The 1,314-nt window shown below is 30.2% G+C and carries 1 protein-coding gene; it reads left to right on the forward strand.

The window, feature by feature from the left end; genetic code table 11:
* The first annotated feature begins 147 nt into the window (after positions 1-147).
* Positions 148-1,041 (forward strand): hypothetical protein, encoded by an 894-nt coding sequence (locus FHG05_RS18250; RefSeq protein WP_140999562.1) that lies wholly within the window; start codon positions 148-150, stop codon positions 1,039-1,041.
* Positions 1,042-1,314: the final 273 nt, after the last annotated feature.

The following is a 1,314-nucleotide window of genomic DNA, read 5'->3' on the forward strand; positions in this document are numbered from 1 at the left end:
ATTGCTTGGCTTGGCTTGTGTTCGGAATTTTCTCCGAAAATTCCACAAGGAGTTTTGTACTTGTAAATTTTAGGCTAAATTTACGCAACTGCTACAAGCGGCAAACCGTTAGCGGTAATGTTCACACACATCTAAAAAACAGACGAATTGAAAATAAATATAATATCTATACTAGCATTTTTAATTTTACCTCATGGACTTTTTGCTAGTCCACAAGTTCCAGATTACATTATTTTCAAAAATGATACAATACCAACCTACAATCTAATTGTGGAACAATTCCTTCAACAAAAGGAAAAAGACAATGGTCAATTATTTGGGTTAAGTTTTAGAAATTCAGTTGATGGAAGTTTAGGAACTTCATTCAATTGTTGGCGTGACTATCAAGCAATCTATAAATTTGAAAATGATAGTTTATTTGTCATTGATATTATTAATTGTCATTCAATAAAGAATTTCAATAAGCAAACTTCAAAAAAATTTTTAACCGAAATTTTTGGAGAAAAAATAAAAAACAATAAAGTTTTTGTTGATTGGTACACTGGAATTATTAGCTTTCCATCAAAAAATGACAAAAACACAATGCTTCGGTGGGATGGCGTATTTGAAAGAATTTTTCTTTATGAGACAGTCATAAAAATTGAAAACGGAAAGGTTATCAAAATTAGTGATGAGGAAAATTATACTGATATTGAAAATGGAATTGAAAGATTAGAAAGAGACTCAATCAAGAATATTTTGTTTGATAGAGTAAAAAATTACAGTTGGAAAAAACTTGATAAATTTGATTGTTCTGACAAATATATCATAACGATTAATGAAGATGGAAAAGTCGGTGATATAAGGATGGCTTGGAGTGATGAGGAAATAAAAGAGTTCTTCACTAAAAGAGAATATAATCATTGTATAAAATCAATGAAAAACGCATTATCAACCTTACAATTTGACATAATTAAGAGAAAAGGAATACCAATCAGGGAAGATATTATACTTGAAATTTGGATTGAAGATAATGGAAATATTGAAAATTGGTCCGATTAATAAACACTACCGCTAACAGCGGTTACAAGTAATGGCTGGTTCAGTACTATTCCGAAAATTGTTGCACCAGTTCGCACTTTGTGCTCGTGTCTCCGAATTTTCTAAAATAAGTTTATATTTGTTATGGCTTGGTGCTGGTTCACGCCACTACTTGTAGCCACGAAACGTTAGCGGTAATTTAAAAAAATCAAATATCATTAAATATCGACAATTTTAGAGACGAATATTTGAATTCCGATAAAACATTGAAGGAAGAATATTTTCTAGTGTATA

The organism is Flavobacterium profundi (genome assembly GCF_006491645.1).
GTDB classification, from domain to species: domain Bacteria; phylum Bacteroidota; class Bacteroidia; order Flavobacteriales; family Flavobacteriaceae; genus Flavobacterium; species Flavobacterium profundi.